13 protein-coding genes and 1 pseudogene are annotated in these 11,965 nt (G+C 65.2%); 11 read left to right on the top strand and 3 right to left on the bottom strand.

Annotation, left to right across the window (positions count from 1 at the left end):
- The first annotated feature begins 188 nt into the window (after nt 1-188).
- Nucleotides 189-1,478, top strand: coding sequence for a DUF945 family protein (locus GEV01_RS18695; protein WP_152807109.1), 1,290 nt, complete (start codon nt 189-191; stop codon nt 1,476-1,478).
- Nucleotides 1,479-1,484: 6 nt separating this feature from the next.
- On the opposite strand, the gene GEV01_RS18690 is transcribed toward GEV01_RS18695, so the two are convergent.
- Entirely contained in the window at nt 1,485-2,381 is an 897-nt protein-coding gene (locus tag GEV01_RS18690) for an NAD-dependent epimerase/dehydratase family protein (protein ID WP_152807108.1), read from the bottom strand.
- A gap of 128 nt (nt 2,382-2,509) precedes the next feature.
- The gene (locus GEV01_RS18685; protein WP_152807107.1) at nt 2,510-3,199 is read right to left on the bottom strand and encodes a PEP-CTERM sorting domain-containing protein; all 690 of its coding nucleotides are present in this window, start codon (nt 3,197-3,199) and stop codon (nt 2,510-2,512) included.
- Nucleotides 3,200-3,382: 183 nt separating this feature from the next.
- On the opposite strand from GEV01_RS18685, the gene GEV01_RS18680 reads away from it, so the two are divergent.
- Genes GEV01_RS18680 through GEV01_RS18645 form a run of 8 tightly spaced genes read left to right on the top strand, consistent with a single transcriptional unit; the run spans nt 3,383 to nt 9,005 of the window.
- Nucleotides 3,383-4,255: an urease accessory protein UreD gene (locus tag GEV01_RS18680; protein ID WP_152807106.1), complete on the top strand. Its 873-nt coding sequence runs from the start codon at nt 3,383-3,385 to the stop codon at nt 4,253-4,255.
- A gap of 8 nt (nt 4,256-4,263) precedes the next feature.
- The gene (locus GEV01_RS18675; RefSeq protein WP_152807105.1) at nt 4,264-4,566 is read left to right on the top strand and encodes an urease subunit gamma; all 303 of its coding nucleotides are present in this window, start codon (nt 4,264-4,266) and stop codon (nt 4,564-4,566) included.
- 11 nt (nt 4,567-4,577) lie between these two features.
- Nucleotides 4,578-4,904, top strand: a complete 327-nt coding sequence (locus GEV01_RS18670; RefSeq protein ID WP_070272645.1) for an urease subunit beta — start codon at nt 4,578-4,580, stop codon at nt 4,902-4,904.
- Nucleotide 4,905: 1 nt separating this feature from the next.
- Complete coding sequence (ureC, locus tag GEV01_RS18665; RefSeq protein WP_152807104.1) at nt 4,906-6,606, top strand: urease subunit alpha; 1,701 nt, start codon at nt 4,906-4,908, stop codon at nt 6,604-6,606.
- Nucleotides 6,607-6,612: 6 nt separating this feature from the next.
- Entirely contained in the window at nt 6,613-7,113 is a 501-nt protein-coding gene (gene ureE, locus GEV01_RS18660) for an urease accessory protein UreE (RefSeq protein WP_152807103.1), read from the top strand.
- Nucleotides 7,113-7,793 carry an urease accessory protein UreF gene (locus GEV01_RS18655; protein WP_152807570.1) on the top strand — a complete coding sequence of 227 codons (681 nt, stop codon included), beginning with the start codon at nt 7,113-7,115 and terminating at the stop codon, nt 7,791-7,793. Before ureE ends, GEV01_RS18655 begins: the two co-directional genes overlap by 1 nt.
- Before the next feature lie 13 nt (nt 7,794-7,806).
- Nucleotides 7,807-8,451 (top strand): urease accessory protein UreG, encoded by a 645-nt coding sequence (gene ureG, locus GEV01_RS18650; protein ID WP_070272648.1) that lies wholly within the window; start codon nt 7,807-7,809, stop codon nt 8,449-8,451.
- Entirely contained in the window at nt 8,448-9,005 is a 558-nt protein-coding gene (locus GEV01_RS18645; RefSeq protein ID WP_152807102.1) for a HupE/UreJ family protein, read from the top strand. The genes ureG and GEV01_RS18645 overlap by 4 nt, the downstream gene beginning before the upstream one ends.
- Nucleotides 9,006-9,007: 2 nt before the next feature.
- Here GEV01_RS18645 and GEV01_RS18640 read toward each other — a convergent pair whose 3' ends face one another.
- Nucleotides 9,008-9,628: a 1-acyl-sn-glycerol-3-phosphate acyltransferase gene (locus GEV01_RS18640; RefSeq protein WP_152807101.1), complete on the bottom strand. Its 621-nt coding sequence runs from the start codon at nt 9,626-9,628 to the stop codon at nt 9,008-9,010.
- Nucleotides 9,629-9,802: 174 nt separating this feature from the next.
- On the opposite strand from GEV01_RS18640, the gene GEV01_RS18635 reads away from it, so the two are divergent.
- Both GEV01_RS18635 and GEV01_RS30785 read left to right on the top strand, forming a co-directional pair.
- Nucleotides 9,803-11,176 (top strand): sigma-54 dependent transcriptional regulator, encoded by a 1,374-nt coding sequence (locus GEV01_RS18635; RefSeq protein ID WP_152807100.1) that lies wholly within the window; start codon nt 9,803-9,805, stop codon nt 11,174-11,176.
- Nucleotides 11,177-11,427: 251 nt separating this feature from the next.
- A pseudogene (locus GEV01_RS30785) lies at nt 11,428-11,965 on the top strand (hypothetical protein); the annotation flags it as partial.

Genomic DNA, 11,965 nt, shown 5'->3' with positions numbered 1-11,965 from the left:
CACGAGGCAAAGACAGACCGGCTTGAAGGTTCCGCCCCGCCGACACGGTAGCGGAGTTTTAATTAAAAATCAACGGTGAACGCAAGCTAACCGATATGTAATTCTAAAGTGACAAAGCGCGTATATTCGGGCGAAAGCGGATGTGTAGAATCGCGGCCCTACAATAACTACTTCCTCCGGGCAACACGTTGAAAACATCGATCACCGCAGCAACCATCGCCGGCGCCTTGCTGGCGTCTACCTCCGTTTATGCCGCCGCTCCAGCACCGGTGGCCGCTACGTCCTCATTCATGGACGCCATCTCCGCCGCCGGCAAAGAACTGAACCAGGCGATGGACGGCCAGCGCGACGTCGTGAAGCGGATGGACATCTATGCGAAGTTCGAGTTCTCGCCGGCGCAGCGGCCCAAGCTGAAAGCGGTCTTCGGCAACGAGCGCCCGTTCCCGGTGGTGCGCAGCGTTGGCCCGAAGGGGCAGGTCATCTACACCTCGAAGCTGATGCCCCATGCGTATCTCGACCAGAATGGCACGGCGTTGTCATGGTCCGAGCTCAATAGCCGATCCGTCGCCAGCAAGGCTGGAACGGCCCTCGATACGGTCATGTCCATGCAGTCGATGTCCATCGTCGGCACGGCAACCGCTGCCATGCTGGAAAACCTGAGCGGCGATTTCAAACAGATGCGGGGCCCGGACGGTATTTGGTACGGCAACTTCAATGCGAAACTCGGCTCACTGGTGATACGCACGGCGGACGCGGGCGGCACGGACCTCAAGGAGACGGTGCGGCTTGACGATCTCGCTGCCCGCATCAACATCGAACGCCGTGGCAAGAAGGCTGATCTGGTGTACGGCTTTTCCGTTCAGTCGATACGGTTTGGCGGCGACCGTGTGGATCGCGCCAATATCGGCATCCGCGTCACGAACCTGCCGGCGCGGGCGATGGAGGACATGGAAAAGGAAATGAACAAGGTGCAGGGCAGCGGCCTGACGGAAGACGCGCAGACCCAGGTGCTGACGAAGTCGATGCTGGACTTCGCCCAGAGGATGGTGAAGAGCGGCGTCAGCGTGGTGATCGACGACATCAGCGCCAGCTATCGCGGCAACACGGCGTCGATCAAGGGCCGCGTCGATTTCGACAAGGTGGTGGATGCCGACTTCAAGTCGCCGACGGAGTTTGTCAAGAAGATCGTCGCCCGCTTCGACGTGCGCCTGCCGGTGGCCATGGTGAACGATGTGTCGCGCGCGATGGCGGCCAAGCAGGTGGACCCATCGACGCCCAATGTCGCCGACGTGGTCGACATGGCGGGCAAGAATCTCGCCGCCATGGCGGTCGGCAAATTGCTCAACGAAGGCTATGCCGTGATGGACAAGGACGAGCTGCGTTCGGCCATCGAGTTCAAAAACGGCAAGTTCACCTTCAACGGCAAGAGCATTGCCGTCCCCGGCATGCCGGCGCCTGCTGCGGCGCCAGCACCGTAACAAGCCTCAGGCGCGCAGCATGTCGCCCGCGATCCAGTCCAGCACTGGCGGGCGATGCGGCGTCCAGCCCAGCTGCTTGCGTGCGCGTTCGCCGCGCACGCGGCTGTTGGAACCCAGGCCGTACGAGGCCATTTCATATCCCCATTCTTCCTTGGCCTGCTCCAGCGGCCAATCCTGCGGCTCGCCCAGTTTCAACGCGCGGGCGATGGCCGTGCTCATGTCGCGGAACGAGGCCTCGCCGCTTTCGACGAAGTAGAACGCGCCCGCTTCGGTCTTTTCCAGTGCCAGCAGATACAGGTCGACCACGTCGTCGATGTGGACGTTGGACCAGATGTTCAAGCCGCGCCCCACATGACGCACGATGCCGCTCTTGCGCGCCTGCTTGAGCAGGCGTGGCAGCTGCACGCTGTCGCGCGGCAGCGCGCCGTGGCCGTAGATCAGCGTATTGCACAGTACCGTCGAGCGCACGCCACGGCCGGCGGCGGCCAGCACCAGGTCGTCGATGGCGACGCGCGCGGCCTTGTCGGCGGTGGGAGCGGGAAGTTGGTCTTCGAGGTAGATGCGGTCGGTGCCTTCGCCGCCGGAGGCGTCGCCGACGATGCTGGAACCGCTGGTGTGCAGGAATACCTTGCCGGAGCCGGCCAGGGCGTCGATGAAGGCTTCGACGGCGGCGCGGTTGTCGCTGCTGGCGGCGTTGATCACGGCGTCGGCCGCCTGCGCCTGGGCGATCAGCAGATCGCGGTCGTTCAGCGTGCCGACCACGCCGGTCACGCCGATGCTGGCCAGGTCTTGCAGCTGTTCCGGTTTGCGCACCAGGCCCGTTACCTGATGGCCTGCGCGTACCAGTTCCGCTGCGATGGAACCGCCGATGAAGCCTGCTGCGCCGGTGACGAATACTTTCATACTGTGCTCACTTAATCAGATCGAGAAGCAAACAGTATGGGGATGAACGCCGCGCGCAAAAAGGCCGCGCGGCGCAAAGTACTATTGATTACGGCGCAAGTATCAAGCTTAAGTATCAGGCTTTAGTCTCAGGCTTGAACTTTGCGCTGCTTGCGCTTGGCGACCACGCCCAGCAGGGCCAGGCCGCCCAGCAGCATGGCGTAGGCGTCGGCTTCCGGCACCGGCGCGGCGGCCACGGCGAAGGACAGGTTGTCCGCGTAGCCGTCGTTGTAGGAGCCGGCGTTGCGGGTCAGGTCCAGCGTGATGCCGACGTTGAGCGTGCCGACCGGGATGTAGCCCTGGGTGTCGCGCAGCAGCAGGCCGGTCTGGTTGCCGCGATCCGAGTTGGAGACCGGGCCGACGCTGGCGCTGGACAGCGCTGCGCCACCGGCGCCGTAGAAGGTCGCGGTCAGCTTGGCGTTGTCGTTCTGCGAGTCGTAGCCGCCCAGCCAGGCCGACAGGTCGTAGCGCGTAGCGCCGGTGTTGATCGCCGCGGCCAGCGACGACAGGTCGATGGTCTGGCTGGCGGTCGACAGCGCCGCGTAGCCGCCGCCGAAGAAATAGGTGCCACGGTCGGCAGGGCCAGGATCGGCAGGGAAGGGGAAGCCGCCGGCTGCGCCGTACTTGACGACTTCGAACTGCGGCGTGGCGTTCCAGCCGGCGACGCCGTTTTCGGCATTGCCGTTAGCGATCAGATTGGAGCCGAAGGTGGTGGCCTGTGCGGCCGGAGCCAGTGCCAGGGCAACCGTCACAGCGGCTGCAAAAGAAGTGAATCGCATGGTGGTCCTTAAACGGGGATAAAAAATGGTGCTTATTTTACAAGCAAAATAGACAAAAGTAAAACCTTGCCGCAAGCCTGGCTGCACCGCCATGGTGCGAAACGTTCGCTTTGGTGCGAAAAATGTTCTTACGGCGGTTGTAGCCCGCGATTCCGCTGGCACGACGATTGCATTACGTCCGTCATGCCCGATACCACCGCATCCAGAGAACTCGCCGCCGGCCAGCACAGCGCCTGGCAGGCCAGCCTTACCCTGGGCTTTGCCGATGACGGCGGCACCACGCGGCTGTTCGACAATCGCCACTACGGGCCGCTGCGCGTGCAGAAGGCGCTGTATCCCGAAGACCCCAAGGTGTGCCACGCCATCGTCGTCCATCCGCCCGGCGGCGTGGTTGGCGGAGACCAGCTGTCGATAGAGGTCGGCGTCGGCCCGCGCGCGCATGCCTTCATCGCCACGCCCGGCGCAGCCAAGTGGTACAAGGCCAATGGCAAGGTGTCGCGCCAGTGCGTGCGCCTCAACGTGGGCGCGGATGCCGCACTCGAATGGCTGCCGCAGGAGACGATCTTTTTTGATACCGCTAACGTGGTGCTGGAGCAGCACGTCGAACTGGCCGCAGGCGCCACTTATCTGGGCTGCGAAATCCTCTGCATGGGCCGGCGCGGTTCCGGCGAAAGCTTCAACACCGGCACCGTGACCCAGCGCAGCAGCATCCGCCGCGACGGCAAGTTGATCTGGTGGGAGCAGGGCGCGATGCTGGGCGGACGGCTGGACAGCCCGCTGGCGCTGGACGGCAAGAGCGTCTGCGCCATACTGGTCGCCGCCGGCAAGCCGCTCGCCGCCGCCGTGCTGGCCGCGCTGCTGGCCGACATCCGCGCCGATATTCAAGCCGACGGCGGCCACCTGTTCGGCATCACCCACACCAAGGGCGTGCTGGTCGCGCGCCACCTGGGCGACGACAGCGAAACCGCGCGCCGCCTGATGCTGATTGTATGGCGCCGTTTGCGCCCGCACCTGCTGGGCCGCGTGGCTGTCACGCCGCGCATCTGGCAAACCTGAGAACAACCATGGACCTGACACCAAGAGAAAAAGACAAGCTGTTGATCTTCACCGCCGGCATCGTGGCGGAACGCCGCCTCGCGCGCGGCCTGAAACTGAACTATCCGGAAGCGGTGGCGCTGATCACCTGCGCCATCATGGAAGGCGCGCGCGATGGCAAGACCGTGGCGCAGCTGATGTCCGAAGGCACCCGCATCCTGACCCGCGCCGATGTGATGGAAGGCATACCGGAGATGATCCCGGACATCCAGGTCGAAGCCACTTTCCCCGACGGCAGCAAGCTCGTTACCGTCCACAACCCCATCCCCTAAAGGAGGTCATCATGATCCCAGGTGAATATCTGCTCGAAGAGGGCGAGATCGGCCTCAATGAAGGCCGCGCCACCGCGACCGTCGTGGTGACGAACCAGGGCGACCGGCCGGTGCAGGTCGGATCGCATTTCCATTTTTTCGAAGTCAACACGGAGCTCAAGTTCGAACGTTGGAAGGCTTACGGCATGCGCCTGAATATCGCCGCCGGCACCGCCGTGCGTTTCGAACCGGGCCAGCAGCGCACGGTGGAACTGGTGAAGCTGGGCGGCGAACAAAAGGTCTATGGCTTCAATGGCAAAGTCATGGGCAAGCTCGATCCCAATCCACCGAAGGGCTGACATGGCTACAATCTCGCGCCGCGCCTACTCGGAGATGTTCGGCCCCACCAAGGGCGACCGCATCCGCCTGGCTGACACCGAACTGTTTATCGAAATCGAACACGATTACGCCACCTACGGCGAGGAAGTCAAATTCGGCGGCGGCAAAGTGATCCGCGACGGCATGGGCCAGTCGCAGCGCGTGGCCGCCGATGTGATGGATACGGTGATCACCAATGCGGTGATCGTCGACCACTGGGGCATCGTCAAGGCGGACATCGGCCTGAAAAGCGGCATGATCGCCGCCATCGGCAAGGCCGGCAATCCGGACATCCAGCCGAATGTGACGATGGCCATCGGCGGCGCCACCGAGATCATCGCCGGCGAAGGCATGATCGTCACGGCCGGCGGCGTCGACACGCACATCCACTTCATCTGCCCGCAGCAGATCGAGGAAGCGCTGATGAGCGGCGTGACCACGATGATAGGCGGCGGCACCGGTCCATCGGCCGGCACCTCGGCCACCACCTGCACGCCGGGGCCGTGGCATCTGCATGCGATGCTGGGCGCGGCCGACGCCTTCCCGATGAACCTGGGCTTTCTCGGCAAGGGCAATGTCTCGCTGCCGGAGCCGCTGGAAGAGCAGGTGCGCGCCGGCGCCATCGGCCTGAAGCTGCACGAGGACTGGGGCAGCACGCCGGCCGCCATCGACAACTGCCTGTCCGTGGCCGACCGCATGGATGTGCAGGTCGCCATCCACAGCGACACCCTTAACGAAGGCGGCTACCTGGCCGATACGCTGGCCGCGTTCAAGGACCGCACCATCCACACCTTCCACACCGAAGGCGCGGGCGGCGGCCATGCGCCGGACATCATCGCGGCGGTGGGCGAAGCTAACGTGCTGCCGTCTTCGACCAATCCCACCCGGCCGTTCACCGTCAACACGCTGGACGAGCACCTGGACATGCTGATGGTCTGCCACCATCTCGATGCGGGCATCGCCGAGGATGTGGCGTTCGCCGAGTCGCGCATCAGGCGCGAGACCATCGCGGCGGAGGACATCCTGCACGACATCGGCGCGATCTCGATGATGTCGTCCGATTCGCAGGCCATGGGCCGGGTTGGCGAGGTGGTGATGCGCACCTGGCAGACCGCGCACAAGATGAAGGTGCAGCGTGGGCCGCTGGCGCCGGATTCATCGCGCAACGACAACTTCCGCGTCAAGCGCTACATCGCCAAGTACACGATCAACCCGGCCATCACGCATGGCATCGCGCATGCGGTGGGGTCGCTGGAGGTGGGCAAGATCGCCGACCTGGTGCTGTGGAAGCCGGCCTTCTTCGGCGTCAAGCCGCAGACGATTTTAAAAGGCGGCATGATCGCCGCCGCGCAGATGGGCGACCCGAACGCCTCGATCCCGACGCCGCAGCCGGTGCATTACCGGATGATGTTCGGCGCTTTCGGCGGCGGCTTGAAAAAGTCGTTCACCTTTGTGTCGCAGGTGGCGTTCGATGCCGGCATCGGCGACCAGCTGAAGTTGAACAAGACGCTGATCGTCGCGAAGAATATGCGCGCGCTGCGCAAGTCCGACATGATCCACAACGGCGCCACGCCGAAGATGAGTGTCGATTCCGAAACCTACGAAGTGCGCGCCGATGGCGAGCTGCTGGTCTGCGAAGCCGCAGCCACGCTGCCGATGGCGCAGCGCTATTTCCTGTTCTGAGGACTTATGCTGACACTGCACACCAAAATCCCAAGCGCGGACATCATCGCGGCCCAACTGGTACTGCCCTATGAACTGCGCGAGAAGTGCCGCCTGCGGGCGACGCTGGACACCGGCGAGGACGTCGCCGTGTTCACCGTGCGCGGCACCGTGCTGCGCGACGGCGACCTGCTGACCGGCGAGGACAAGCGCGTGGTCAAGGTGGTGGCCGCGCCGGAGCCGACCTACAAGATCACCTGCGCCGATGCGCACACCTTGCTGCGCTGCGCTTTCCATCTTGGGAACCGCCACACGCAGGCGCAGGTCGGCGACGGCTTCCTGCGCATCCGCGCGGATGCGGTGCTGAAGGAGATGCTGGCGGGGCTGGGCGCGACGGTGGTGGAGGAGAAGGCGGCGTTCGAGCCGGAGTCCGGCGCGTATGGCGGCGGGCACTCGCACCATCACGACGGTCCGCTGGCGCCCATCCCGCTGCGCCAGAAGATCCACCGCCCCGGCGACACGGCATGATGCAAGCCGCGGCGCTGCTCAACCTCCTGCAGTTCGCCAGTCCGGCGCTGCCGATCGGCGCGTACAGCTATTCGCAGGGGCTGGAGGCGGCGCTGGAATCGGGCAAGGTCCACAACGCCGACACCGCACGCGCCTGGATACTGCGCCATCTGCACGAAGTGGTGGCGCAATGGGAAGCACCGGTGTGCTGGCGCCTGATGCAGGCCTGGTCGCGGCGCGACTGGTCCGCAGCCTCGGAATGGAGCGAACGTTTCATCGCCTCGCGCGACAGCGCCGAGTTCCGCGCCGAGACCATCCAGATGGGCTACTCGCTGACCAAGCTGGTGGCGGAACTGAACATCGTCGACGCCGACATGCTGGCGCAGTTGCAGCGCGAGCCGGAAGTCGCGCTGCCGACCGCCTTCGCCTGCGCCGTCGCCGCCCTGAACATCCCGCACGACGCCGCACTGCTGGCGATGCTGTTCGCGTGGGCCGAGAACCAGGTGCTGGTCTGCGTCAAATCCGTGCCGCTCGGGCAGGTGGCGGGCCAGCGCATCCTGCTGTCGCTGCGGGCCGACATCGAAGCCGCCGCCCGCCATGCGCAAACCGTCGGCGACGACGATATGTGCAACTGGGCGCCCGGCCTGTCGCTGCTGTCGATGCTGCATGAAGTGCAGTACAGCCGTTTATACCGATCTTAATGAGAGAACCAACATGACTCCAAATTCGAATCCCCTGCGCGTCGGCATCGGCGGCCCGGTAGGCTCCGGCAAGACCGCCCTGTGCGAGATGCTTTGCAAAGGCATGCGCGACCATTTCGACATGGCCGTCATCACCAACGACATCTACACCAAGGAAGACATGGAGATCCTGCTGCGCGCGGACGCGCTGCCGGCCGAGCGCCTGATGGGCGTGGAAACCGGCGGCTGCCCGCACACGGCGATCCGCGAAGACGCGTCGATCAACCTCGAAGCCATCGCCCGCATGCAGGCCGACTTCCCCAATCTTGATCTGATACTGGTCGAATCGGGCGGCGACAACCTGGCCGCCACCTTCAGTCCGGAGCTGTCGGACCTGACGATCTACGTGATCGACGTGGCCGGCGGCGAGAAGATTCCGCGCAAGGGAGGCCCCGGCATTACCCGCTCCGATCTGCTCATCATCAACAAGACCGACCTGGCGCCGCACGTCGGCGCCGACCTCGATGTGATGGCGCGCGACGCCAAACAGCAGCGCGGTGCGCGGCCGTTCGTGTTCACCAATCTGCGCAGCGGCGACGGAGTGCAGGCCGTCATCGATTTCATCCGCGAACAAGGCCTGCTCGGCCAAACCCCACACTTTGCACAGGAGATCCAATGAAGAACAAACGCATCGCGGCGCTGGCCGCACTGGTACTGGTCAGCGCCGCCGCATCGGCCCACCCGCAGACGGGCGGCGCACACACGCATGGCTTCTTCGACGGTTTCGTCCATCCGTTCACCGGCCTGGATCATCTGCTGGCGATGCTGTCGGTGGGGATCTGGAGCGCGCGCCAGTCCAGCGCACGATGGCTGCCTGCGACCTTCCTCGGCATGCTGCTGTTCGGCGTGTTGACCGGCGTGGCCGGCCTGACGATACCGGGGCTGGAGACGGGCATCGCGCTGACGGTGGCCTTGATGGGCGTGCTGATCGCGGTGGCAGCGCGCCTGCCTGCGGCGATGGGAGCGGTGATGGTCGGCGCGTTCGCGCTTTTGCATGGCAATGCGCACGGCCACGAACTGCCGGCGGCGGCCAGCGCCATGGGCTTGCTGGCGGCGAGCGCGCTGCTGGTCTACGGGGGAAGGGTGCTGGGCCAGGTCAGCCCGGCGCTGGCGCTGAAGATTTCCGGCGCCGCGATTGCCGCCACCGGCGTGATGCTGGCGGCGACGGTCTGAGGTTAATCGCGCGTTTCGGTGCGGCGCTCTTGCAGCACGATGGGCGCCGCGTTCTTCGGATACAGGCCCTGGTGGCCTTCGAAGCCGGCGCGGATGGCGGCCATGTCGGCCTCCTGGTCGCCGGTCGGGAACACGTGATCGACCAGGCCTAGCGTCTTGTTCGGATAGTCGATATACACCAGCACCAGCGGCACCTTGGCCTCCAGCGCCAGATGATAGAAGCCGCTCTTCCAGTTCGGGCGATAGCCGCGCGTGCCTTCCGGCGTGATGCCGACCCAGTACCAGTCGGCCGCGTTCATGCGCTGCGCCTGCAGCTTGATGGTGCCGCTAGGCGTGCCGCGTTCGACCGGTTCACCGCCCAGTGCGCGGAACCATTTGCCCATCACGGGCAGTTTGAACAGCGAATCCTTGGCCAGCCAGCGGAACGGCAGGTTCAGCGCCCACTTGCCGAACAGGCCGACCATGAAGTCCCAGTTGGACGTGTGCGGATAAATCACGGCGATGCCGCGTGGGCCGGGCAATGGGCGATACAGCATGCGCCAGCCGAACAGGCCCAGTACGCGCAAGGCGGTGCGCTGGCCCCAGCTCGGCAAATCAGCCGGCTTCAGTTGAAAATCGCTCATGTACTTTATCCCGTCTTTGTTTTTAACTTATTTTCACTATTGACAGGCTGGCATACCCCTCGTCAAAAAAACTGCGCAGGCATTCTATATTGATGCCGAGGTCGCGGCAAGCTCCTTCTATTTTTACTGAAATTGAAAGCTTGAACTTTCCGCACGCTTTTTCGTCCAATCGTCATGACGAAAAAATCCATACTCTGCATAACAATCGGGAATCTCGCCATACCGGCAACGCTGAGCGCAGCAGTACAGGGATGGGACGTATGCAGTGCGGCGACGCTGGCCGAGGCCCGCCGCCAGTTGAAGGTGCGTCCGCTGCTGGTGGGCGTGCTGCTGGTGGAGGAGCATGACGACCAGCTGTGCGCGGCGATGGACGGCTTCCTGCACGAGCACTGGGATATGCACTGGATCGCGCTGCTGCATCCGCCCGCGCTGGAGTCGGCGGCGTGGCGGCGGCTGGTGCACGATCACTGCCGCGACTTTCACACCTGGCCGCTGGATGTGGAGCGCTTGCGGCACACGCTGGGCCACGCGCACGGCCTGGCGGCGCTGTGCCGCGCTGCCGATGGCCACGGCCGCATCCAGCCAGTGCCCGCGTTGACGGGAGAGTCCTCCGCCATCGCCAGCCTGCGGCGGCAGATCGTCAAGGTGGCGGGCGCCAGTGCGCCGGTGCTGATCTGGGGCGAAAGCGGCAGCGGCAAGGAGCTGGTCGCGCAGGCCGTGCACGCTCATTCGCCGCGCCGCGCCGGTCCGTTCGTGCCCATCAACTGCGGGGCGATTCCGGCCACGCTGATCCAGTCCGAATTGTTCGGCTACGAGCGCGGCGCCTTTACCGGCGCGGCGCGCGAGAAGCGCGGGCTGATCGAGGCGGCGCAGGGCGGCTCCATCTTCCTCGATGAAATCGGCGACCTGCCGATGGAACTGCAGGCCAACCTGCTGCGCTTCCTGCAGGAGAAGACCATCTACCGCCTGGGTTCCACCCACAGCATCGCGGTCGACGTGCGGGTGATCGCGGCGTCGCACGTCAACCTGGCGCAGGCGGCGGCGCGCGGCGCGTTTCGCGAAGACCTGTACTACCGGCTCAATGTGCTGGCGCTGGATGTGCCGCCGCTGCGCGAGCGCAAGGAAGACCTGCTGCCGCTGGCCGAACATTTTTTCCGTGCGTATTCCAGCGAGCGGGCGCCGCGCGTCAAGGGCTTCAGCGGCCGTGCGGCGCAAGCGATCCGCGACTACGACTGGCCCGGCAATGTGCGCGAGCTGCTCAACCGCGTGCGGCGCGCGATGGTGATGGCCGAGGGACGGTTGATCCTGCCGCAGGATCTTGGGTTGAGCACGGACCAGGCGGCGCGTGAATCGGCGCCGCTGGACGACGCCCGCATCCGCGCCGAGCGCGACGCCATCGACGCCAGCCTGCAGCGGGCCGGGCGCAACATCACGCTGGCCGCGCGCGACCTTGGTGTATCGCGCATGACGCTGTATCGGCTGCTGGCCAAGCACGGCATTCCGGCGCCGTCGCGTGTTTGTTACACCGCCGGTTCGCCGTCGAAATAGCGGCGCTTCGCTCTGGCGATGAGCTGAACGCAGCTGCCGCGCTGTCACAGCGGTGTGACGCTCAGCGCCGGAACGTGGGCGGCAGCGTCCGCGCCGCATCGGCCGCGCTGGCGAATTCTCCAGGGTTATCAACGGTTTGCGCGAACGGTGCCGGTGGTGGCATCAAGTTTGCGAAAGAGAGGGGAGCCGGGATAACGGTCCCCTGGCACCCATTCGATTAACCGTACACCTTGTTTAGGTAGGGAGCAGCTATGAAAAAAACTTTAATCAGCGCAGCCATCGCGCTGGCGTTTGGTGCCAGTGCGGCGTACGCACAAACCACCACGCCACCGACGGTGGCGCAGTCCGGCGCGGGCGCGCATGCGAACGCTGGGTCTTCGGCGGTGCAGGACAGCAGCAACAAGAACAACAATAACAACAGCACCGGCGGCTCGGCAGCCAGCGCGATCGGCGCCGTGGCGGCCAACAACGGCGGCACAGCCACGTCCTCGCTCACCAACGCGTACAACACTTCGACGGCCACTGCCACCAGTGCGCTGACCGGCACCGTCACCGGCAATACCGTGCATGACATCGGCAACCGTGCCGACAACAGCGGCAATAGCACGGGCGGCGCCGGCACTGGCGGCACCGGCGGCGCGGCTACGGCGGGTGCCGCCACCGGCACGGGCGGCTATGGCGGCGCCAGCACCGGCGGCAACGGCGTGGCCGGCGGCGCGGGCGGCAACGCCACCAACGGCAGCGCCACCAACGGCTCGCCGACGGTGGGCGGCAGCGTCGGCGGCGCGG

The sequence above is a fragment of the Rugamonas rivuli genome, from assembly GCF_009380165.1.
In the GTDB taxonomy this organism is placed as follows: Bacteria; Pseudomonadota; Gammaproteobacteria; order Burkholderiales; family Burkholderiaceae_D; genus Rugamonas; species Rugamonas rivuli.
This window is presented reverse-complemented; position numbering and strand designations above follow the sequence as displayed.

Bases quoted from the DNA above. Each gene is read 5' to 3' on its own strand.
- GEV01_RS18690 (WP_152807108.1), bottom strand. From the start codon at position 2,381: ATGAAAGTATTCGTCACCGGCGCAGCAGGCTTCATCGGCGGTTCCATC.
- GEV01_RS18685 (WP_152807107.1), bottom strand. From the start codon at position 3,199: ATGCGATTCACTTCTTTTGCAGCCGCTGTGACGGTTGCCCTGGCACTG.
- GEV01_RS18680 (WP_152807106.1), top strand. From the start codon at position 3,383: ATGCCCGATACCACCGCATCCAGAGAACTCGCCGCCGGCCAGCACAGC.
- GEV01_RS18675 (WP_152807105.1), top strand. From the start codon at position 4,264: ATGGACCTGACACCAAGAGAAAAAGACAAGCTGTTGATCTTCACCGCC.
- GEV01_RS18670 (WP_070272645.1), top strand. From the start codon at position 4,578: ATGATCCCAGGTGAATATCTGCTCGAAGAGGGCGAGATCGGCCTCAAT.
- ureC (WP_152807104.1), top strand. From the start codon at position 4,906: ATGGCTACAATCTCGCGCCGCGCCTACTCGGAGATGTTCGGCCCCACC.
- ureE (WP_152807103.1), top strand. From the start codon at position 6,613: ATGCTGACACTGCACACCAAAATCCCAAGCGCGGACATCATCGCGGCC.
- GEV01_RS18655 (WP_152807570.1), top strand. From the start codon at position 7,113: ATGCAAGCCGCGGCGCTGCTCAACCTCCTGCAGTTCGCCAGTCCGGCG.
- ureG (WP_070272648.1), top strand. From the start codon at position 7,807: ATGACTCCAAATTCGAATCCCCTGCGCGTCGGCATCGGCGGCCCGGTA.
- GEV01_RS18645 (WP_152807102.1), top strand. From the start codon at position 8,448: ATGAAGAACAAACGCATCGCGGCGCTGGCCGCACTGGTACTGGTCAGC.
- GEV01_RS18640 (WP_152807101.1), bottom strand. From the start codon at position 9,628: ATGAGCGATTTTCAACTGAAGCCGGCTGATTTGCCGAGCTGGGGCCAG.
- GEV01_RS18635 (WP_152807100.1), top strand. From the start codon at position 9,803: ATGACGAAAAAATCCATACTCTGCATAACAATCGGGAATCTCGCCATA.